18 protein-coding genes are annotated in these 20,727 nt (G+C 45.2%); 3 read left to right on the top strand and 15 right to left on the bottom strand.

Annotated features, from left to right (window positions below; translation table 11 throughout):
• Positions 1–8: 8 nt before the first annotated feature.
• Positions 9–1,208: a saccharopine dehydrogenase family protein gene (locus AC1DM9_RS03265; RefSeq protein ID WP_477578512.1), complete on the bottom strand. Its 1,200-nt coding sequence runs from the start codon at positions 1,206–1,208 to the stop codon at positions 9–11.
• A 102-nt stretch (positions 1,209–1,310) separates the two neighbouring features.
• On the opposite strand from AC1DM9_RS03265, the gene AC1DM9_RS03260 reads away from it, so the two are divergent.
• Positions 1,311–2,381: a helix-turn-helix transcriptional regulator gene (locus AC1DM9_RS03260; protein ID WP_477578510.1), complete on the top strand. Its 1,071-nt coding sequence runs from the start codon at positions 1,311–1,313 to the stop codon at positions 2,379–2,381.
• A 434-nt stretch (positions 2,382–2,815) separates the two neighbouring features.
• Here AC1DM9_RS03260 and AC1DM9_RS03255 read toward each other — a convergent pair whose 3' ends face one another.
• The 9 genes from AC1DM9_RS03255 to AC1DM9_RS03215 form a co-directional block, all read right to left on the bottom strand.
• Entirely contained in the window at positions 2,816–3,232 is a 417-nt protein-coding gene (locus AC1DM9_RS03255) for a VOC family protein (protein WP_076267544.1), read from the bottom strand.
• Positions 3,233–3,377: 145 nt separating this feature from the next.
• Positions 3,378–3,683, bottom strand: a complete 306-nt coding sequence (locus AC1DM9_RS03250; RefSeq protein WP_477509021.1) for a DUF7667 family protein — start codon at positions 3,681–3,683, stop codon at positions 3,378–3,380.
• A gap of 165 nt (positions 3,684–3,848) precedes the next feature.
• The gene (locus tag AC1DM9_RS03245; protein ID WP_477578508.1) at positions 3,849–5,930 is read right to left on the bottom strand and encodes a glycoside hydrolase family 43 protein; all 2,082 of its coding nucleotides are present in this window, start codon (positions 5,928–5,930) and stop codon (positions 3,849–3,851) included.
• Between the two features lie 39 nt (positions 5,931–5,969).
• Positions 5,970–6,776, bottom strand: a complete 807-nt coding sequence (locus AC1DM9_RS03240; RefSeq protein ID WP_339204443.1) for a carbohydrate ABC transporter permease — start codon at positions 6,774–6,776, stop codon at positions 5,970–5,972.
• A 19-nt stretch (positions 6,777–6,795) separates the two neighbouring features.
• Positions 6,796–7,686, bottom strand: coding sequence for a carbohydrate ABC transporter permease (locus AC1DM9_RS03235; RefSeq protein WP_339204444.1), 891 nt, complete (start codon positions 7,684–7,686; stop codon positions 6,796–6,798).
• A gap of 126 nt (positions 7,687–7,812) precedes the next feature.
• A complete protein-coding gene (locus AC1DM9_RS03230; protein WP_441876691.1) occupies positions 7,813–9,162 on the bottom strand; it encodes an ABC transporter substrate-binding protein in 1,350 nt (449 codons plus the stop codon).
• 125 nt (positions 9,163–9,287) lie between these two features.
• Positions 9,288–10,919 carry a response regulator transcription factor gene (locus AC1DM9_RS03225; RefSeq protein WP_477578505.1) on the bottom strand — a complete coding sequence of 544 codons (1,632 nt, stop codon included), beginning with the start codon at positions 10,917–10,919 and terminating at the stop codon, positions 9,288–9,290.
• Complete coding sequence (locus tag AC1DM9_RS03220) at positions 10,912–12,693, bottom strand: sensor histidine kinase (protein WP_477578503.1); 1,782 nt, start codon at positions 12,691–12,693, stop codon at positions 10,912–10,914. The genes AC1DM9_RS03225 and AC1DM9_RS03220 overlap by 8 nt, the downstream gene beginning before the upstream one ends.
• 128 nt (positions 12,694–12,821) lie before the next feature.
• Complete coding sequence (locus AC1DM9_RS03215) at positions 12,822–13,409, bottom strand: NAD(P)H-dependent oxidoreductase (protein ID WP_477578501.1); 588 nt, start codon at positions 13,407–13,409, stop codon at positions 12,822–12,824.
• 210 nt (positions 13,410–13,619) lie between these two features.
• On the opposite strand from AC1DM9_RS03215, the gene AC1DM9_RS03210 reads away from it, so the two are divergent.
• On the top strand, positions 13,620–14,384 hold the full coding sequence (locus AC1DM9_RS03210; protein ID WP_477578499.1) for a VCBS repeat-containing protein: 765 nt from the start codon (positions 13,620–13,622) through the stop codon (positions 14,382–14,384).
• A gap of 100 nt (positions 14,385–14,484) precedes the next feature.
• Positions 14,485–14,868 carry a collagen-like protein gene (locus tag AC1DM9_RS03205; RefSeq protein WP_339204450.1) on the top strand — a complete coding sequence of 128 codons (384 nt, stop codon included), beginning with the start codon at positions 14,485–14,487 and terminating at the stop codon, positions 14,866–14,868.
• Positions 14,869–14,938: 70 nt separating this feature from the next.
• On the opposite strand, the gene AC1DM9_RS03200 is transcribed toward AC1DM9_RS03205, so the two are convergent.
• From AC1DM9_RS03200 to AC1DM9_RS03180, 5 genes are all read right to left on the bottom strand, one after another.
• On the bottom strand, positions 14,939–16,882 hold the full coding sequence (locus AC1DM9_RS03200) for an ABC transporter permease (protein ID WP_441876675.1): 1,944 nt from the start codon (positions 16,880–16,882) through the stop codon (positions 14,939–14,941).
• Complete coding sequence (locus AC1DM9_RS03195; RefSeq protein ID WP_441876671.1) at positions 16,857–17,633, bottom strand: ABC transporter ATP-binding protein; 777 nt, start codon at positions 17,631–17,633, stop codon at positions 16,857–16,859. Before AC1DM9_RS03195 ends, AC1DM9_RS03200 begins: the two co-directional genes overlap by 26 nt.
• A gap of 124 nt (positions 17,634–17,757) precedes the next feature.
• A complete protein-coding gene (locus AC1DM9_RS03190; RefSeq protein WP_441876668.1) occupies positions 17,758–18,855 on the bottom strand; it encodes a sensor histidine kinase in 1,098 nt (365 codons plus the stop codon).
• On the bottom strand, positions 18,852–19,592 hold the full coding sequence (locus AC1DM9_RS03185) for a response regulator transcription factor (RefSeq protein ID WP_441876665.1): 741 nt from the start codon (positions 19,590–19,592) through the stop codon (positions 18,852–18,854). Before AC1DM9_RS03185 ends, AC1DM9_RS03190 begins: the two co-directional genes overlap by 4 nt.
• 10 nt (positions 19,593–19,602) lie before the next feature.
• The gene (locus tag AC1DM9_RS03180) at positions 19,603–20,709 is read right to left on the bottom strand and encodes a PAS domain-containing sensor histidine kinase (RefSeq protein ID WP_441876885.1); all 1,107 of its coding nucleotides are present in this window, start codon (positions 20,707–20,709) and stop codon (positions 19,603–19,605) included.
• Between the last annotated feature and the right edge of the window lie 18 nt (positions 20,710–20,727).

Here is a 20,727-nt window from a genome sequence, read left to right as displayed (position 1 = left end):
CTGAAAAACTACATATTCATTCTAGTCCAGCTCTCGATATTGGAAATAGCAGCGATTGAAAGCTTGTTCTCGTCCTCTTTTAAACGCAGCTCAAGCTTTGTTTCATAGAGATCGAGCTCAAATAATTGCTCAATATGATAAACTCCTTTTGGCAGATTCGAGCTGTATACAGCAATGGCAACCGCAATTGCCGCTTGTGCTGTAATTTCAGCCTCCTCTATACCCTGCAGCCCATATTCGATTAACGTCTCCACTCCTGATTTAACACCGTAACCTGTCATTTTTACCGCATAACGAGCAGAACCGACTCTAAGCTTACCGAGTAATTGAATCGCCAAACTTCTCATCGGTTTTAATCGCAGCAGACGATCGAATCCTAATCCCTTAAAGAGTGCTATCGTGCTGGTGACGATCCGTGAATCAAAGCATAACCTCGTAGATACTGATGGTACGCCTAATGTATGAGGTAGTGTTTCTTGGTCGGAAAATGGGAAGCGATAGGCTGTTCGGACTTTTAAATCAGCGCCAAAATCTGTTTTAAGCCCTTCCGTAAAGCTGCTGACTCTTCGTGCGCTGCCTGATTCCGTAATATGAAATGACCGTGAGAGACTATCGACTGTCCATTCGATAGCTGCTTTGCCATGCGCGTCTCCAAGACCCAGCATAATGCCGATATCAATCCGTTGCACTTCATCCATCGACTGCACGGCCTTAAGCGCCAGCAGATTCGTCAGGCCTGGCGCCAGCCCAACGCTTAATAGAGCGGTACCTTGCTGATCGTTCACGCTTTTATTCAATTGCTCCATCGCTGCAAAAAAAGCACCATTCGCCGATACGTCTACATAATCCGCGCCAGCGTGCAAACAAGCTTCCGCAAAGGCAGTATCCATCTGATCCAAACACATTACAACAAGCTTTACTCGTTCAAGCTGGTGTTCCTTAAGCGGTTCTTCCACTGAAATCCGAAGCGGCTTTACCTTCCCGCCACCGCTCTGGCAAAATTGCTCCGCTCGCGCTAGACTTCTGCCTGCCGCATACACGTTGCCTGGATAATGAATCGCCAGCTGATTGCATATTTTCCCGCCCACATGGCCGTAACCGCCTACTACAATGATGTCTGTTTTCATAGCTGTCCCCTTATCCTCTCTTAAATCAACATAGCCGTCTAATTTATAAGCAGCAGCAAAGCTGTTCATCGTCCCATCCATTATGTAAAATGAATTAAGAATTATTCTCAATTATAGTAGAGATAAAATAAACGACCATCCCATAAATGTGGGATTCCGAATCAGAAATTAAGGAGACTGCGTATGTCTTTAACTATAGATACGGTCAAGCAGCGATTAAATAAGTTGTCCGTTGCTTCAATAACATCACAAGCTTATCGCGAAGCGGCCTTATCCATCATCAGAGAAGCCGTGCCTTATGCTGGAGCTTGCTGCACTTCTGTTGATCCGATGACTCTGCTCTCGATCGGGGCGACAACAGATGAGGCTGTGGAAGCGATTCATCATCAATTATTTGAATATGAATATTTGCATGAGGATTACAACAGCTATGAGCAGTTAGCCCAGGCAGAAATGGCAGCAGCCTCCTTAAGCAAAGCCACTGAGGGCCACTTGGGGCGAAGCGGTCGTTATCAAGAGGTTCTGCTGCCTGCTGGATTCGGAGACGAGCTGCGTGCTGCTTTGCTTTGCGAGGGTTCATGCTGGGGATATTTGACGTTGTTCCGTAAGTCAGGAGAGCCTTTTTTCCTTGAGTCGGAAATTTTGTTTATCGTCGCTGTCGCTCCGATTTTAGCCAAAGCATTAAAAAAATACGCTTTGGAGCTTCCGTCGACCGAGGGTGTTGCAGGCTTAGAGGAGCCTGGCTTCTTGGTGCTGTCCGAGCAGCTTCAATTCAATTCCTCCAATGATACTGCCCGCCGCTGGCTTTCCGCCTTAAGAGGCTTAGAGCAATTAGAAGGCGATACACTGCCAAGACCGATTAGAGCTGTTTGCTCTCGGGCGCTGGCGAAGTCAGCCTTTTCATCGGATGAAACAAAGTCAGCAAAAGTATGTATTCGGATGCCGAGCGGTCATTATTTATCCTTGCTTGCGAGCAGGCTGGATGGGACAAATGGTTTGACCCAGCTTGCGGTATTTATCGAGCCAGCTAAACCATCCGATATTGTTCCGCTTATATCAGAGGCATACGCCCTTTCTTCTCGCGAGAAGGAGGTTATAGAGCGGATCATCAAAGCATTTTCAACTAAAGAAATTGCTAAGTCTCTTCATATTTCTGCCTATACCGTTCAAGACCATTTAAAGTCGATTTTCACCAAAACCGGCGTAAACAGCCGGCGTGAGCTTTTATGGGAACTGTTTTCCCGTCATAACTAATAACCAGAGGTTGATGTCATCTTCAAGGGGTCTTGCAAACTGGGAACGAGATGCCGGCTAACCCTCCGCAGATCACAACTCTAACGAACTGTATCATGCTTATTGTGAACAAAATGCCATGTTTTGAATTTTAACGAACCCTATTAACGTTATAGCATGCTGTATTGGATGTCCTGAGCTGTTTTTCTCGAAATAAGGACGCTGGAGTTCGCTACACTTTTAATTCAAGACAAATGGTTTAAATAAGAGCTGCTGGGTTCGTTAACTGAAAATAGTGGTGCAATCCAAATAATAGGTGAACGAAGCCCCAGCAGAGCAGCGCTTTGGGATTCACGCAGTCTAAGCTCGATTAACAAAACAAAGCAGGGGCTGTCCAAAACGCAGATAAATCTACGTTTAAGACAACCCCTGCATTACTTGCCTATTGCTCCAGATTACCCTTGTTCGATCACACTTGGGTCCATATACACTAGTTCCCATAGATGATTATTTATATCTTGAAAGCTCCAGTTATACATAAATCCATGGTCGATTGGATCTTTAGCAGGTTTACCGCCAGCTTCCAAAGCCTTATTCACAATCTCATCCACTTGCTCTTTGCTTTCGGCGGATAATGTCAATATGACCTCAGCTGTTTTTGATGGATCTGCAATTTCTTTATCAATAAACGTTTGGAAGTACTGCTCAACCAGCAGCATAGCAAAAATATTAGGTCCGATGATCATACAGGTAGCTTTCTCATCCGTAAATTGGGGGTTGAACTCAAACCCTAATTTAGTAAAAAAATCGACTGTCTTATTCAAATCTTTAATCGGTAAATTCACAAAGATGTTTGCGGACTGAAAAGCCATAACCTATCACCTCTTAATTAGAATGCCCTACATGTGAATCATCACTATCATAATAACCTATATTCTAGCTTTATTACTAGTGAATGATAGTTTGTCGATTGCTTTTTTCATACCAATACGCCCACATTAATAAGCCGTTTCTTGCTTACTTCTCCGTTTTGCCTTCAAAAAACAAAGGACGCTTGCATTCATTAGTTCTCTCCAGCTTGTCAATTTCGACTGCGATTTCCTGAAGCCAAACCTCGTCACCTGTCATGCTCGCCATATAGCCAAAATTATATTGTTCGGCAAGTCTTTGTGCGTACTTGGCATTCAATTTCATGCAGGCGTTTAGCTCTGAGCTTTCTTGCTCCGTTAAGCTCCGTTTCTCCTGCAGCAGCCACAGCTCAGCAAGGCGCCAATGAACATTCATCATATCGATCATTCCCATCGTTCTATTAATGACCTTCACCTCTATTCTTTCCCAGTCGTAGCCAAAATAATCTCCTTGCTATTAAAACTCACAAAAAATTAGTAGATTTGCTATAAAAAAAGAAGAGCCCGTCCCTAAAGGTCACTCGCGACCTAGAGAAACAGACCCATTATTTCATTAATCCATCATGACAACATTCACTTATTAAAGCATCGTATACCGTGTTTCACGGAATGAAGCTTCACCTGCGCCCACCAGACCAGGCAAGCCTGCAAGGCTGGATACAGCACCTGCAAATACGACTTGATCGTCCAGTCGAATGGTCAAGCAGCCGTTAACGACCGTACTCGAAAGCGTATGCCAGACCGTCCAATCGAAGTCTGCCGCATCTAAAGTAACGCTGGACAAAACAGATGCCTCTCCATCAATACATGACGATACGGTTATCGAACTGGCGGTACGATTTAATACCGCTTCTACTGAGTTGCGCTCATCCGAATAAGCGGCATAGACACCATATTCGGATGAGCGCTTCACGAGAATATCGGTATCAAAACGGTAAGCCTCGCCTGAGGCAGCATCGCTTAGTGTGTCCAATAACCAAGCTGTACGCAGCCCTTGCTTGCTGCGGCAGTGAAGCTCGCCGCCGCTGACATGGCAGATGCCATCGCCGCTTGTCCGCTCTAGCTGCTCAGCAAATGCGGTGCTGCTCGCATCCGTTAACGCCAAATGGCGTGTAACCTCAAAACCTGCGAAGGAAGCAGCTGTATAGCGCGTTTGCAAACCTACGCTGCCGCTTGCAATCGGGAATTGCTTATCTATTACAGTAACCTCATCAAGCTGAATACGATAGTTGTCTCCCGTTTTCTCCACACGAAGCAAATGGTATACGGCAAAGTTAAAGCTCTCTGGCAAAGCATGCTCGATTGCTTCATGCTGAATGCCTTTATATACGGCATGAGCGCGCAATACTCTACGTCCGACATCCAATAAGACCGACACGTAATTGCTTTCGTCCTGATATGCGGCATAAATGCCATATAAACCGCCGGTATGATCCTTCGACCATTTCACGCTTGCTTCAAGAACATAGTGGCTGTATGCAGACTTCGTGACTGCCCCGGCGATAACAGCACGGTTCGTCTGAAGCGCTTCGCCATTTGCTCTTGTCCAGCTGCCCGCAGCTGCTTGCCACAACTCGCCTAGACCTTCTTCACTACCGTCAAATAAATCACGGAATGTTGGCTGCGCCGGCGCTGTCTGCGGCGTATAAGTCGGGCCGGCAATATAGAGCCGATCACCGCTCCAAAGCAGAGGATCTGCTCGCATCGTCCGCTGCTCACGGTCCATGTCAAGAACATCGTCAGCATTCCGGCCGTGGTAAAACACCCATGAATCTACGTTGTTTGGAGCTCTCACCACGGAATTGTGGCCTACGCCCTCGACAACATCATTTTTGCGAAGAAGCGGCTCATATTGATCATCGGAAGGATACTTGTTCCATTCCAGCTCATGAAGCGGCTGGCCTTTGCTGCCGTCTGCCACCGAATAACCTAAAAAATAATTCGGGCGTACATATGCATTTCCGCTGTACATCATATAGTGCTTCGTGCCGCGCTTCAAATAAAAAGCACCCTCGATCGTATGCCAGTCACGGCCGTCGCCAAACCGATTTTCCTCATAGATTTCCTCATCAATAGTAGGCAATACGACAATTTGCGGTTCACCGGCTGGCGTAACCAAATCAAGCATTTTATCGACCAGGATGACTGTGCCCGCACGATCACGATCTACGCCTGAATATTCATTATTGGAGTAAAACATATAATAATCGCCTTGCTCGTCCTTCACGACATGCGCATCCAATGAAAACGTGTCATAAAACGTTCGCACGTATTCGAATGGGCCTTCCGGTGTATCTGAAACGGCAACCATTAATCGCTCTTCATGCACATCATCTTCCGTAATTGGCATTGATGATACGTATAAGTAAAAGCGGCCATTCTCATATACAGCGGCTGGCGCCCAATATTCCTTATGCCCTTCCAGCTGAAATCCATAGCCTAAGTGCTCCCAGCTTACAAGATCATTGGAGCGCAGCACAACTACGCCAGCTTTCGCGGTTGCATAGGTATAATAACGACCGTTAAATTTCAAAAGGTAAGGATCGGGATGCACGAGCGTCAGCGGCTCCTGCTGCCCTGCGCCCGCTCCGATCTTCAGCGGATTCAAATACGATGCGCCGCCATGATGCGGCAGTCCGATAGATGGTATGTTTTTAGCCATAATAATAGTCCTCCTCCAGCTTATCTACTAGCTCATTAATTAGCTTTTTACTGCGCCTGCCGTTAAGCCTGATTTCATTGCATTCTGACCGAACATATAAACAATAATTGAAGGAATAGTCATCAAAATAAGCGCTGCATAAAGCTGTGCGACCATTTCTGGCGTCTGATTTGTTGTACCCGTAAAAAATTGCGTAGCCAGCGTAACGGTATACATCTCTTCATCACGAATAAGGAGCAGCGGAATGATATAGTCATTCCATGAGTAGATAAATGTAAGCACTGCAATATTAATAATAGCAGGTATGCCAAGCGGGATCATGATCGTTCTGTACATTCGGAAGGATGTGCAGCCATCAATCATGCCCGCTTCCAGAATCGCATTCGGAATGGAATCGAAATAGTTTTTGAGAATAAGAAGCATGAACGGTGCGTTGAATGCGACCAATGGCAAAATGACGCCAGAATAGCTATTCATAATGCCAAGTGTTTTTGCTGTAAAAAAGAGCGGTGACATGACCGCTGTCGCAGGAATAGCCAAGCAGGCAACCAGCGAATAAAACAGGACGTTTTTCATTTTGAATTGCATTTTTGAGAATGCATAAGCAGCTAGTGTAGCTAGCAAACCTACTGCGAGAGTTGTGCATACCGCGATAAAAAAGCTATTGAAAACAACTAGGAAATAATTGACCTTTGGGTGATTGATAACGGCAAGATAATTGCCAAACCCATTGATGCCGAGCGATTTAATGACGGATTGTACAAGCGGATACAACCAAACAACCGCAACTATGGCTAACACGGCTTGAATGATCCATTTATCTAATTTGCGTAAATTAATAAACATTTGAGCTCACCCCTTACGGTTATAAATCACGTTGTTGACGGTTCGTATACTGTATTTGCAGCACGGCAAGTATGAGAGCGATGATGAGAATGGTCACTCCTGCAGCAGCGGACATCCCGCCATTAAACTCCTCAATCGCCTTCTTATACACATAGGTAGTCAGAAACTCTGTCGAGCGCCCCGGCCCGCCGCCAGTAAGCAGCGATACGATGTCGAACGTTTTGAGCGAGCCGACAATACCAAGAATGACGAGTGTAGACGTTGTGCCGCCAACGAGCGGAACCGTAATTTTGAACAGCGTCCTCCAGAAGCCAGAGCCGTCAATTTTTGCTGATTCATAGATTTCATCTGGAATGGCTAGAAGCGCTGAATAATAAAGCGTCATACTAAAGCCCATCCATTCAAAAATATTGACGATAATGATCGACATGAGTGCATATTTGGGATCGCCAAGCCAGGATACAGCTAGAAAATCTAGCCCCAAAGCGCGCAATCCTTCATTTAGACTGCCGAAGTTTGTATCCATAATGATACGGAATATAGCAGCAATAATGATCGGTGCCATAATGGTCGGTATGAAATAGACCGATCTGAAGATGGAATGGCCCCGCAGCTTCGCGCGAAGCAGTATCGCCAGCATTAACCCAAGCGCCGCTTGAATGCCCACTGTAAAAATAAAGAACACGAGATTATTTCGCAGTGCGATATGGTAAGACTTATCGTCAAACAGCTTGATATAGTTATCAAAGCCGATATATTTCATCTCCGAGTCAATGCCGTTCCAAGAATGAAAGCTCGTATAAACCGTAAATCCTATGCAATAGTACAAAAATAAACCCGATACGATAAGAATTGGTAAAATATATAAATAAGCTCTCCATCCGGAAAGAACAGAACGATTGCCGTTCATGGTGTATCACCCCTTCATTTACCTATCAAATATCCGATTTTGAGTATAAGAAAGAGCATGAATACCAACACGCATATCCATGCTCTTTATCTGCTCTAAATCTTATTGCTTGCTAAAAATTCGAATTTACTTGCGGTCAATACCATCGGAAACCTTCTGAATATCTTTAAGCGAGGTTTCAATGCTTTTACCTGCTGCAACATCCTGCATCGCTACACCAATCGCATTCGTAAGCTCAGGGTAATCAAGCAAGCGTTTGCCTACTGCATTTTCGATTGCATCGTTTACTGTTTTGATCGCTTCACGCTCGGATTCGAATTTAAATTGATCAAGCGATTTAATTTCAATGCCAATCTTAGCTGGTGATCCTTGAATGAAATCAGCCATAATTTGTTGGCCTTCGCCTTGTGTCATAAACTCAAGCAGCTTCCAAGCCGCTTCCTTGTTTTTGGAGTTTTTGTTGATTGAAAGTGCTGTATCTACGCTGGCAACCGCTTTGGATTCGTTTGGTCCGATTTGCGGAAGCAAGAAAATGCCCGTTTCATCGTTTTCAATCGCTGTTCCGTCTTTCTCTCCGCCTGGTAGGCTGAAGCCTGCATGCCAAGAACCAGTCAAGAACATCGCAGCTTTACCAGAATAGAAGTATTGGTCACGAGCATCTGGGTAAGTAGACAAGCCCAAAGCTCCGTCTTGCATTACTTTATCAGTGAATAGCTTGCTCCATGCTGTCATTGTGTCGACGAAAGCTTGATCGGTCCAAGCTACTTTGCCTTGCTCTGCTTCATAGATTTTGCCTGGCGCGAATTGATTGCTAAGCGCTACGAACATATCAACGTCATGCCAAATGTCCTTCGCTCCGAAAGCTACAGGCACGATGCCGTTGCCTTTCTCACGAATAGTCGCATTTACAGACAACCACTCTTCATACGTTGCCGGCACTTTTGTAATGCCCAATTTATCAAAAATCGTTTTGTTATAAAGAACAAATTCTTGGCCAGTCAAGTTAAGCGGCAGTGCAACCATTGTGCCGTCTTTTGCTCTTACTTGATCGATAGAAGCTTTAACGAACTTGTCCTGCCAGCCAGTACCCCAGTTCGTATCCGCAAGCGCTTCGATAGGCTCTAGCGTGTTGGCATATTGGTTCAGCATGCCTCCAACTTGCATACCAAGAAGATCCGGACCTTCGTTGGCAGCCATCGCTACTTGAAGCTTCTTCTGAAAGTCTGTTTGCTCGCCGCGCCAGTAATCTACTTTAATGTTCGGGTTAGCTGCTTCAAATGCCGCAATCGCTTTCTCCGCTTGTACATCCGTAGGAACCCAAGACCAGAAAGTAACCGTTTGCTGTTCCGTAGAAGTTGATCCACTATTCTTGCCGTTATTTGTGTCTGTGTTTTTGCTGCCGCAAGCAGCAGCCGTCAATGTTAAACAAATGGATAATGCCAATACAAGCGCAAATCTAAAAGATAATTTTTTCATTGTTCCATCTCCCCTTAGATGTATGTTTGTCATCTTGCCTCTTCATCATAGAAAAGAAGAGCCCACACGTGGACTCCATTATTTTTACATTTACTCTATCTTTTTTACTTTTCACTCAAATAATCTTATTTTTGTTGTTTTTCATATTCGATTGGCGTGTTTCCAGTAATTTTTTTGAATACCGTAAAGAAATAATTGTAATTGTTAAAACCAACCTGCTTCACAACATCCTTTAAATCAACATCGCCTGACCTGATCAGCAGCTTAGCTTGTTCCACTCGCACATGGTTGACATAATCAGCGAAGCCTTGACCGCATTCCTCCTTGAACATCCGGCTCAAATAAGAGGAATTGACTCCAATGACATCTGCGGCCTCCTGCAAAGTGATTGGCTCTGAGAATTTTTTCCGAACCCACTCCATCGTGCGGCGGGTATTTTCAGAATAAAGATTGTCATGCACATACGGACGAAGCGCCTCGACAAGCTTCTTATACACCCCAACAATCCATTCCTTCAGATCGGAGAGCGTATCAAATTTACCAATCGCCAGATAAGGATTCTGGTCGCCCTCGAACAAATCCTGATCTGCAATGCCAGCTTCCTTCGCCTTGCGATTAACAAGATGAATGAGTTCTACCGCAACCATTTGAGCCGTTTTATGCGGTGCACGCGCTTCATTCATTCTAGTAAACAGCTCTTCGATTTTGATGACCAGATCCTTTTCATTGGATGCTGCGAGAAGCGACAGCAATGTTCGCTCCAGCTTCACATCAACGGAGAAGCTTGTTCCAGAGTCAGCCCCTGCCTTTCGCTGTATCCCCGGCCAGATGACGACATCGCCGCCTTCATAAAACCTCTCCTGCAGCGCTTTATCCGCCTCATTGAAGTATTCATGCAGCACATTCACCTTGCTGCACATTTCACTTACGCTGAAGCTTAACATCTGGTTAAGCTGCCGTTTGGCGCTCAATCTGATTCGGGAGAGCGCTTCCGATATAATCGTGTGCCAAATAAATTTGCTGTTCGTATCAAATGAAAATAAAATGGCAAACTTCCCATTTTCGATCGGCGTCATATAAGCGTTTCCTGTATCTGCAAGGATATTGTCTGTAATATCCATAAAAGTGCCCATAATATAGTCAAGCTCTTTGGCGTTATATTTATCATGAAGCATGCCGCGGCTATCCCACTCCGCAACGACGACGGTGAGCATCCGTAGGTTCAGAGCTAAATCAAGCTTGTCCATCTGCAAGAGAAGCTCTTCTTCGCTATTGTATGTGTACTGAACAAGACTTCGAATGACCCCCCTGATCAGCGTTGTTTGATTCTGCTGAATTTGCCGCTGCAAATCCAGCGTCTTCGCCTGCTCCTCCTGCTCTATCGCAAACCGCTCCCGTGCGCTTGCAAGGGCAGCAGCCAGTGTTTCTGCATCCAGCTCATGCTTCAAAATATAGTCGACAGCGCCCTTTTTCATACTGTTCTTCACATAATGAACATCGCTGTAGCTGCTGATCGCTATCACTTGAATATGCGGATAATGCTCCTCCATATAACTGATCAGCTCTAAACCATCCATTCCCGGCATACTCATGTCCGTAATGACGATTTCAGGCTTGCGTTCATCCAGAAGCTTGATCGCTGCATAGCCGCCGCTGGCTTCTCCGCATATATTAAAGCTGCCCGCTTCCCAGTTCATGATGTTCTTCAGCTTGCTCAACATAGGCAGATCGTCATCGACCAGCAAAACATTAATCATGCTTGTTGTCTCCCTTCACTTCAATCGGAATACGCACAGTTACCGTCGTGAATAAACCGGGCACGCTCTCGATTTGCAGGCCATAGCCTATTCCATAATGGAGCTTCATTCTCTGCTGTACATTTACAAGCCCAATACCGCTAAATCTAGACCGATTTTTTTCAGTGACTTTATTAAAAATAGTTTCCAATCGCTCTTGCTCGATGCCTACACCATTGTCTGACACCTGTATTACGATATGTCCATCATCCTCATATCCTTTAACCGTGAGCTGTCCTCTTCCCTTAAGCGGCTCTAAGCCATGAATGAGGGCATTCTCTACGATAGGCTGCAGCAAAAACTTCAACATACGCACCTTCAAAATCTCTTCCTCAATATCGAATACAGCGACAAACTTATCGTAATAACGAAACTGCTGAATATTCAAATAATGCTCCAAATATTGCTGTTCCTCTTGAACGGTAACATACTCTCCGCCTTTGCCCATGCTGCTATGCAGGAGTGTAACGAGAGAGGTAACTAGCTGCTTAATATTGTCGGCTTTCTGTACATCTGCCAGCCATTTGATTTGATTTAGTGTATTGAATAAAAAATGAGGATTGATCTGCGCCTGAAGCGCTTTAAACTCAAGAATCCGTTTCTGCTCCTCCGTTTGCTTCACATCATCAAGCAGCAGCCGCAAGTTGGTAACCATCGCGTTAAAGCCATGGCTCAGCTCCTCCACCTCATCGCCTGATGAAATGGCGATAGGATCAGATAAATTGCCCTCGCTGACCTTCTTCATGGCCTGCCTTAAACGGCCGATATTAATCGTAATTTGATTGGACAAAATCGTAGCAACAAAAAGGGCAACAATGAGGGTCACCATAGGAATAATCATAATCGTATTGGCTGCTTTTCTGCTCTCTGCGAGCAGCTCACCCTGCGGAATTAGCCCCACTGTCGTCCAATTTGTAAAATCGGAAGTATGATAAATAACAAGATGCTTCTCTCCGTTTATGTTCATGCTTAGCTTGCCCGAGCTGCCCTTCAACTCAGGGAGTACATCTGCATAAGCTGTATCTGAAATCGGCTGATTAATATCCTTGTTGCGCGGCGAGTAGACAAAATTCCCTTTTTCATCAATCAGAAACAACTGACTTTTATTAGGCAGAGGGGTATTGAAAATACGCTCAACAACCTCATAACTGAAATCAACCATGACGTAACCTGCCGCCTCCGAGCCGTCCATGATTGCCCTCGCAATAGAAACGACGTTTTGGTTCACATAGGAAGACACATAATTAAGTTTTTTATTGGAATGAGTCGTAATAAATATTTTGTTCCCTCTTTGCTCGAGCAGCTGCTCGAACCAGCTCGACTCCATAAATTCATTGGTTGGAACCGTGGCCCCCTGCGAGTAGCTGCGGCCTCCCAAACTCGCTACTTGTATGCTCGATATGTAATATTTGTAGCCATATAAACTAGAAATGAAGTTATCAAGCTTACGATCCTTCTCGAGTCGATTAATTAAACTTTCAGAAGGATCAGGCAAAAGCACATCAATCACGTTGGGCCGGTTAAGAGAAATAATCGTACTAATATAATCGATGTCCTTGAGAGTAAGCTCGAAGCTTTTATTTGCATCCAAAATGGTACGGGACATAAAGCTCTCAGCCGAATCGCGCTGGCTATCATAATATTTGTTGTACCACAACACGCTAACTATCGTCAGCGAAACAATGATTACTACAGAGAAGCTTGTGAATATCTTGGTGCGAATGCCGATTCTCATTCCAAATCTCCAATTCTATACATTTAGGCTTTTGGACTATATGATACTCCTCAACCTCGGACAGGACAAGCATGCTTTAAAAAAAGGAAAAGCTGATCGCATAGTTGCGACCAGCTTTTCTTGGCTTTCTATTCGAACAAGCTGACTGCCTTGCCCCGCACTTCTTCGAGCATCTTCTTTCGGGCTGCATCATCAATTTGCGGCACGCTGCCAAAAAATATATGGCCAACTGACTTGATGCCGCAAAATTCATAAATACCCGTATCCGAAGTTTTTTTCAGCCCATCGTACATGCCAGTCTGGCTGTAAATCTCCGAAGGCGTTCCATGTGTATTAATAATAAGCCCCTTCTTGCCCGCAAGCAGCTTGCTGATCATTCCATCCTCACCATACGCATAAGCGAAACCATACGAGAATACTCGATCAATGTAACCTTTAATAAGTGCGGGCAGCCCCGTCCACCAAATAGGATATACCATCGTAAAAGCATCCGCCCATTTCACATGCTCTTGCTCCGTTTTAATATCCAAAGGTGTGTTGCCTTCGCGCAGCGCCTCAAAATCGCTGGCTTTGAGCACAGGGTCAAATCGCATCGCGTATAAATCTCGGACGACGACCTCATGGCCTTGCTCCTTTAATGATTCAATAAAAGCATCCACAATGGCGTTATTAAAGCTGTCTGGATTAGGATGACAATAGACGATTAAGTGCTTCATAAAAAGGCTGCACCTCCGTAAGTATATAGACATCAGTCCGCATTAGTGTTGCCTAATCATCTTGCAATATGTAATGCCTGAATGCTCTCTTTTCAAACGAAAGCTTGCTTTGGTTTGTTTGCCCGCTTCTAGGCATTCGCACAGTCCAATCGCAAGGGATTGGCATAGGTATAGACAGAAACCATGTATTTTAGGCTTGGAGGAATAGTTATGCACTCGTCTTTCCATACACATAGGTACCAGCCAGATCGGTTAGCAACAGACGAATATTTGCTCGACATGAAACAAGGAGATGTAACTGGTGACGGTATACCTGATCAGATTTATTTATTTGGTCATAAACCGGATGGACCATCCGGTATATTCGCAGATCATATTACGCTAGTTATTCAAGATGGGTATTCGCAGCAGCGCACAGTCGTTCCTTTACAAAATAATGCCGGCTATAACGCTGTCCTGCTGCTCTGCGACTTTGATAAAAATCAAATTCGTGACATTTTGATCAGTATCGATTCCGGAGGAAGCGGCGGGTACGGCATTTTCTACATTTACTCCTTCGCTCATCATGCGCTTCACATGCTGTTTGATTCAGACAGCTACAATCAACAATACAAGTTTCGTGTCCAGTATGAAGATATGTACAAAGTATCGGTATCAAGTGCTCAGCTTGATTTGCTGTTTATAATTGACATAAGCAGCAAAGGGGCAGCTTATTTAACCACTTATTACAACGAAAACGGAACGCTGAAGCAGCCTCTGCAAGGTGAAGTGCTGGCTATCGCAGCATTAAATCCCATCATAACTGCCGAGAACCGGGAATCCTTCGATCTTCAGGCTCTTCAGCGCATCATTGGAGCCACAAATGCTGATACGCTCGGTTATGTAGAGAATCTGCTGACATGGAATGGAAACAGGTTTGATTCCTCTAGATTAAACGTCGCTATAATCGGTACTCCGCTCCAATCGCATTTTTAACTTTTTTTAAATTGAACCGCTGACAATGATCGTTCGCCCAATCGTTGCTAGGTATTTCTGCATAACATGCATTAGCCCAATTGATAAGGAGTGATTTTGCATGGCATTTATGCCTCCAATAGGTCCTCAGGGGCCAATGGGACCGATGGGGCCTTTCGGACCGTTTGGACCGCAAGGTCCGCAAGGTCCACAAGGACCGATGGGGCCAGGACAACAAGGTCAACCAGGTATGTCGGGTCCGACCGCTCCGCCTCCACAATTCACGCCGCCGCAGCCAGCTGTTTCGTCATTTGCAATTGATCCAGGCGCTATTTCCGGCTGTTTGTTCCGCAACACTTACGTATGGATGGAGAATGGTCATGGTTTCTGGTTTTTCCCTGTATTTGTCGGACGTACATCTGTCTCCGGTTTCCGTTGGTTCGGAAGATCATGGGGTTACACCGGTATAGATTTACGGAGAATCAGCTCTTTCACTTGCTTCTAAATGTTCATATGAACATAAAAAAAACGACTTCTCCTCATATTCTGAGGAAAAAGCCGTTTTTTTAATTTTATTATGCGTTAGCCCCGCGAAGCATGCTCTTCATGTAGCTGCTGCATGCGGTTATGAAGTACAACGTCTGCATCACGATATAAATGCCGATAACGACGAAAGAGTAAATCCAGTTAGATGATTCCATAATGTTGTCGAGTGCTTTCATCGCGAACAAGGCGTGACAAATGCCAACGATGACGGGAACAAAGAAGACGATGCCGACCTGCGTTACAACAATTTTGCGAATCTCGCCCTTCGTCATGCCGATGCGGACTAAAGCTTTAAACTGGGCTTGGTCTTCTTGCAGCTCGGTGAATAGCTTGAAATAAATCATGCTTCCCGATGCAATGAAGAATAGCAAACTAATGAACATACCGATGAATAAAGTCAAAGAAACCGTTTGATTCATTTCTTGCAGCGTTTTTACACGGCTAAAATCGGTTTGGGATTGAAATTGTTCTGGCACAAGCTTACTAAGCTTCTCAACCGTAGCTGCTGTTTTCTCCCAATTGCTTAATTCATAGCCATACATCACATAAAGCTCATCTTCTGGCACACTCGATAGCAGCTTCATGTAAGAAAAATCGTCCATAACGAAAGTAAAATAGTTGCTTTCGAGATAATTCATAACATGAGCTTCTACCGAGCCGCTAATGTCGAATGCCGCTTCCTTGCCATTAATGCTGCCTTTTACAGTACCTGCTTGTTCTCTTTCTTTTGATAAAAAGGACTTTATAAGCGTTAGCTTGCCATTCTCAGGCTGAATGCTCGGCTGACCCGTCAATGCTGCAAGCTTGTTATAGTCTGTAGCTGAAATTACCAAAGCATCATAATCAAAATCACGGGCCTTTTCATCTCCCCATTTAACCGAAAAGCGATTCAACAGTACGCCAGCTGCCTTTGCTTCACGCACAATTTTGTAGCCGTCCTCTTTGACTACTTGTCTAAGCTTAGCTGGGTCAATAACCTCATGTGTATTCAAGCCTTTTTCACTATAGGCTAGTGAGAAAGGAGAGTATTCTATCATATTTTTTTTGGCACCGATGTTCATCACATATACCGTCCCAAGGGCAGTCATAACGATCGCGCTAAGAATAGATACAATAAATAAAATACGCGCATTATCCTTTATCTTATAGCCGAGCTGTGCAAACACGATCATATTGGTCCGTTTATAATATATCGATGATCTTTTTTGAATATAGCGGAGCAGCAAAATGCTCAGCTGAGTAAAGAGAAAGTACGTCCCGATAACGACAGTAATTAGTATTGGCAAGGCTAGAAGCATGAAATTTCCGTCGTTCATAACCAGAGCCATGCCATAGGCAGCCGATAAGCAAACGACAGACACAGCAACCAGCCAAGGCGAGAATACGAGCTGTCCTTTTGGCTTGCGAGCCGCTTTCAGCAAATCAATAATTTCAGTTCGTCCAATGCGAAGTGCTGTCCAAATGGAGATCAGCATGAACAGAACAAAAAAACCGCCTGCCGTTAAGCCAATGGCTTTGAGTGGAGCCGCAAAAGATATCGCTTCCTGCAAATTAAGAAGCACCGTTAGAGCCATAAAAAACAGCTTGCTGAACAGCATGCCAAGACCGATGCCTACAGCGATGGCCAGCGCAGCGATGGCTGCATTTTCATAAATAACAAGCTTTCGAAGCTGAACTTTTGTCATACCGAATAAGGAGAACAAACCAAATTCCTGCTGCCTCGTTTTGAGAAATGCTGAATTAGAATAGAGCACAAACAAAAACGAGAATATGACGATAATATATTCACAAAACACCATGCCTGTACGAATTTTTGATGCTGCCATAATGTGGCCGCTCGTTACTTCTGGATGGTATAGAAACGCTGCATAAATATAAAAGATCATAACGGAAAAGACGCTGCTCAGGAAAAATGCGCTGTACGACCGCCAGTTGCCCCGAATGTTACTAAGCGCGAGCGAACGGAACGTCATCGAAATTACCTCCCAGCACGCTGAGCGCATCTAGTATTTGTTGGAAAAACGCTTGCCTGTTCGAGCCGCGGCGAATTTCCGAGAAAAACTTGCCGTCCTTGATGAATACGATGCGCTGGCAGTAGCTCGCAGAGAATGGATCATGCGTTACCATCAATACGGTCGCCTTAAAACGCTCATTCATGTCCTTCAGGGAATCCATAACATCCTTCGCTGATTTGGAATCGAGATTGCCCGTCAACTCATCTGCAAGCACGAGCGAAGGCTGATGAATAATAGCACGGGCGATTGCTGCGCGCTGCTTCTGGCCGCCAGACACCTCATACGTCCGCTTATTCAAGATTTGTTTGATTTGCAGCAATTCAGCGAGCGAATCCAGCTTTTGTTCAATTTGCTTCGGTGCCATGCCCTCCATTACGAGCGGCAAAATGATGTTTTCCTTGATTGATAATGTATCTAGCAAGTTAAAATCCTGAAAGACGAAACCGAGCTCGCGGCGGCGAAATAAGGCAAGCTTCTTGTCCGTTAGCTTGCTCGGATTTATGCCGTTGATTTCAATTTGACCAGAGGTTGGTCGATCGATCGTGGACAATAAATTCAGCAGAGTTGTTTTTCCGCTGCCAGAGGGCCCCATTACCCCTACGAATTCTCCCGCTTCCACTTGAAGCTCTATATCCTCAAGCGCTTTGTAAGCGACATTGCCTTTACTGCTGTATATTTTGCCAAGCCCTTCTGCTTTTAGTACGCTCATTGCTTTGTTCCTCCCCAGATCTATCTGTAATGTGCTTCATTACCGTTAGTATAGACGAGGGGAAGAGGTTAAACCCATCGATTTCCCTTTCATTCACACCCTGCCAACCTTACAAATTTGTCACCTAACCTGAGCTTCCGTTACCTCGGCTGCCCATAATATGAATGCCGCGCGGTTTGAATGCGACACTGACCGTCGTACTTTCTCCGAGTACCGAGGAAACGGTCATCTCATGACCTAACCGATTGCATACCTGCTTAGCCAAATAAAGCCCCATTCCAGTTGACTCGCCCGCCGTTCGTCCATTCTCACCTGTGAAGAAAGGATCAAAGATGCGAGGAAGATCATGCGGCGCAATACCAATGCCTTCATCGATCACCTGCAGCCTGCCTCCTCCGTCATTGAACGCTTCCAATTGAAAGAGCAGTTTTTTGCCGCCTTCTTTGCTTTTACTATATTTGATTGCGTTGCTAATGAACTGATTAAGCACAAAGGTCATCCATTTCTCATCGGTTTCCACGGATGCTTCCCCCTCGACACGAGGGAAAATGGAGTAACGGATGCAAAGCTTCTTATGGGCGTTGATGACCGAGCGCACAAGTTCATGAAGCGCTACCTGCTTGACATGCAGGTCGATTTCAAACTTATCTAGACGAGCTGTATACAGCATCATCTCAAGCCCCCGCGTCATTCGATCAGTTTCCTCCTGCATACTTAGCGCCAGCTGCTGCTGTTCCTGCTGCGAGGACGAGTTCTGCTGCAAAACCTCCTGAGCGAGCAAATCGATGACAGATACCGGCGTCTTCATATGATGCACCCATTGCAGCACAAAATGATTATGTATTTCCTGCTGCCTTCGATATTTGCCAAGCTCGTTCAAATAAGCCCTGCTCTGCTCCTCCAGCATTTTAGCGACAAGCTTCTGCTCCTGTGTCACTGTAGCTTGTACGATTGTTGAAGCTTGCAGTTCTTCAGACCGTGCAATCGCCTCCAACATTTGCTTAAAGTACGTGCGCTGCCGCAAATAATCGACGACCAGCCAAGTCCCAAGCAAAAATAAAGCAATGACGATAAAATAATAAATCGTACCCAGCTCGACTAACCCTGGGTAGCGCTCACGCTCAAGGAGAAGTAGGCTGACTGCGAGTAAAATAATTAAACAAACCATAAAAATAAATAACAGACGATCACGTAAAAATAACGCCAGCGATAAGCCTCTCATCGTGACGTTTCTCCTACTGCATTTTCTATAACGAGCTTATAGCCCTGTCCCCGCACCGTTTCGATCGCTTTAGGAAGCCCAAGCTCCTCCAGCTTTTTCCTAAGTCTGGTCACATTGACCGTAAGCGTATTATCATCGACGAATTGCACATCATCCCAAAGCGCCTCAAGCAGCTGCTCGCGCGAAACAACCATGCCATGCCGCTTCATCAAGCATTCAGCCAGCAGCTGCTCGTTTTTTGTCAGCTCAATGCGGCAGTCTCTCCATTCAAGCTCATTACGGTTCAAGTAAAGACAGAGGTCGCCAGCTGACAGCTCCCCTGCTTGCGAGGCAACGCCCGTTTCTGTTGCTGCAGACCCGGATGCCGCATATTCCCCGTAAGCTCGCCTTAGCACACTCTTCACCTTTGCCATTAATAAATCCAAATGAATAGGCTTTGTAATATAGTCATCGCCGCCGTTCTCTATAGCCATAACTTGATCCATCTCGCCAGCACGGGCAGAAATAAAAATAATAGGGAGGCTTGAACGTGTTCGAATTTGTCTGCACCAATAATAACCATCATAGTAAGGCAAATTAATATCGAGCAAAATGACATGCGGATCAAAAGCCTCCAGCTCCGGCATAATTTCTCGAAACTGTGTAACAATGGCTGCCTCAAATCCGTATTTATCCATATTTTTTTTGAGAATTGAAGCAATCTTATCGTCGTCCTCTATGATGAAAACTCGATACATGAAATTCCTCCTATAGGTTTACACCTTTTCCTTCCGAATTCTTATCTTTAGGAACAATAAGCTTCACCTTTGCTCCTTTGCCAGGCTCCGAAACAATATCCAAATAACCGCCGATGCTGCGAGCTCTCTCCTCCATGCTGAACAAGCCTACACCGTGGCCGATGCGATCAGGACTGAAACCGAGCCCTTGATCTGTTACGCTGACGACAACCTCTTCCTCCAGCTCCTCAACCACCACTTCAGCCTCGCCTACATCGGCATACTTCGCGATATTCGTTAATGCTTCTTGAATGACACGATAAATAGCTGTTTCCTTCATAATGCCCAGCCTGCTCTTTAAATTGCATGTGAGCGTCAATCGAATGCCAAAATGCTGTGAATAATTGTCCACATAAGTTCTTATTGCCGGAACGACACCTAAATCATCGAGAACCGATGGCCTCAGCTCCCAAGCCAAACCACGAATATCCTCCATCACGCCAGATACATCGCTGCGAAGCGCGCCCAGCTCAGGAATGTCATCGTGATCGCCGATAATGCGGTCAAGCCGAATAAGCAGCGAAAAGAGACTTTGGCCAATCCCGTCATGCAGTTCTCTCGATATTCGTTTTCGCTCTTCCTCTTGGATTTCAATCACCTTAACCATCATTTCCTTCAGCTCTTGCTCAGCCCGCTTCCGCTGCGTCACTTCACTGCGAATGGCTAAATATTGATAAGGGTTGCCCGCTTCATCAACGAAGGGAACAATCGTCGTGTTAACCCAGTAGTAGCTGCCGTCCTTGGCGCGATTTTTAATTTCGCCACGCCATACTTCGCCGCTTGAAATAACCTCCCACAGCTTGCGGAAGAAATCGCGCCCATGAAATCCGGAGTTGATAATCCGATGATCCTTGCCTATTAACTCTTCACGGCTGTACTTAGAAATTTCACAAAACTTATCGTTTACATATTCAATGCGGCCTTTATGATCCGTTACCGCAACGATTGACGATTCATCCAGCGCAAACTTCACATCTGCAAGCTGCTTAAGCGATTGATTAACTTGCGTAAGCATCGACTTATCATCAATCTCATCCTCCAAAACGGATAGAAGATAATCGACGTCTGAGCCAATCATTCGCCGAAAGTTGTTACC

It is taken from the genome of Paenibacillus sp. 01T431, from assembly GCF_056398625.1.
The sequence above is the reverse complement of the archived record's forward strand: the minus strand, read 5'-3'. Positions and strand labels throughout refer to the sequence as shown.